The sequence below is a fragment of the Winogradskyella sp. UBA3174 genome (assembly GCF_002364335.1).
Lineage (GTDB): Bacteria > Bacteroidota > Bacteroidia > Flavobacteriales > Flavobacteriaceae > Winogradskyella.
Window position 1 is genome coordinate 437 of record NZ_DEXW01000079.1, and the last position, 2154, is coordinate 2590.

General features: G+C 30.4%; 2 protein-coding genes. Both read left to right on the forward strand.

The features are described from left to right. On the forward strand, positions 1 to 555 hold a 555-nt coding region (locus B2U95_RS15080), incomplete at its 5' end, for an L-threonylcarbamoyladenylate synthase (protein ID WP_296317603.1). 171 nt (positions 556 to 726) lie between these two features. Continuing rightward, positions 727 to 2154, forward strand: a 1428-nt coding sequence (locus B2U95_RS15085) for a tetratricopeptide repeat protein (protein WP_296317604.1), incomplete at its 3' end; no start/stop codon positions are given.

A 2154-nucleotide genomic window follows, 5' to 3' on the forward strand; every position in this document is an offset into this window, starting at 1 on the left:
GCGAATCCTTTTAGTAGCATAAGTCCAACAACAGCGGAACACGTTGAAACTTATTTTAAGGACAATATAAAAATGGTTTTAGATGGAGGTGCTTGCAAAAGTGGTATCGAATCTACCATTATAGGTTTTGAAAATGATGAGCCTATAATTTACAGACTCGGCTCAACTTCTATTGAAGCGATTGAAGCTGTAGTTGGAACAATTCAAATTAAAAATAAAAAAGAAGTTACACCAGATGCACCAGGCATGTTAGAACGACATTATGCGCCAAAAACAATCACAGTTTTAACAGATAACGTTTTAGATAGTATTAAGAAATATTCAGATAAGCGCATAGGACTTTTAGTGTTTAATTCTGAATTTGAAAGTGAAGCTATTAGCAGTCAAATTATCCTTTCAAAAAATGGCAGTTTGGAAGAAGCAGCATCAAAATTATACGATGCTTTGCATCAACTAGACCATCAAGATTTAGATGTAATTATTGCAGAAGAGTTTCCAGATTATGGCTTAGGTAAATCTATAAACGATAGGTTAAAGCGTGCTACTAAACGCTAAATTGAACACAATATGGTAAAAAATTAGGAATCTCTTTTGGTTTGACATATTTTGTGAGATAACACCAACATTCCCTTTTTGCTCATTTCTGAAATAGTGTAAGTTAACTGTTGGATTAATTAAAAAATATAGTCGTTTTATTCTAATTTTTTTAAGACGAATATCTTCTACATGAAATACCTCTTTTGCATATTCATTGGGTTTGGCTGTTTTTTAAATATAACAGCTCAAGACAGTGATTATTTTGAAATATGGGAAGATAAGACCCAAACAGATTCTACACGCGCAAAGGCCTACTATACATATCTATTTATTGAATACATGTTTGATAAACCCGATTCTGCATTGGTACTTGTTGAAAATTTAAAAGACTTTGCAGAAAGTAAAAATGATTTATATTCTCTTGGACTAAGTCAAGATTTAACCGCTCGTTCTTATTACTATAACAGCGATTATGATAATGCTTTAAAACATATTAATATATCATTAAAAACTTTTGAAAAACATGGTGATCAATTAAAAATCTCTCAAGCGTTATCTCTTATCGGAGAAATCTATTCTGATCAAGGAAATTATATAAAGGCCTTAGATTACATTAAGCGTAGTGCAAAAATTGCAGAAGAAATAGATAATAAAATTCAAACCATATTTACTATTAATTTAATTGGGAATATCTACTTAAATCAAGAGGATGACGATAACGCTCTAATCTATTATCAACAAAGTTTAGCTTTAACTGAAGGCGATAAGGGTTCATTAGACTATGCTAATGCGCTCTATAATATTGGAGGTATTTTTTTAAAGAAGAAAGATTACAATAAGTCTTTAGATTATTACAATAAAAGTGAAACTATTTATAAAGAATTGGGTGAACAAGTTGGTTTATCAAATATTTTATACGAAAAAGGTAATGTATATACAGAACAAGAAAAGTTTACAATAGCTCTAGAATTTTACAAGGAAAGTCTAAAAGTTGATGAAGAGTTTGAGATTTATTACAACGCCATGATTAAATTTCTGGGAATAGGGCAATTGTATGTGAGAATGGAGCGCTATAAAGAGGCTAAAATTAATTGCTTAAAAAGTTTGAGTTTAGCAGAAGAATTTGGAGCCCTATCTATTGAAGAAGAAAGTTGTGAGTGCCTTTACTATGCATATAAAGGGATAGGTAACACGAAGAAAACCTTAACGTTTATTGAAAGATTCAGTATTTTAAAAGAAGAACTTAAAGAGGATGAGACTGCAGTAAAACTTCAACAAATGGAGTTTGCTAAACAAGTTGAGGCAGACAGTTTGAAACAGGTAGAAATAGATCTAAGAGAAGAAATAATTACTAATAAAATAATTAGTAAAAAGGATACCAATAAAAATATTGCTATTGGTGTTGGTGCTATATTTTTAATATTAGCTGGTGGTTTTTATTGGCGATACCGTTATACTAAAAAATCTAAAAACGTCATTGAAAAAGAAAAAGAACGTTCGGATAACCTACTTCTTAATATATTACCTGCAGAAATAGCAGAAGAACTTAAAATAAAAGGTAAAGCCGATGCAAAAGGTTTTAATCTAGCATCTATATTATTTACAGATTTTAAAGGC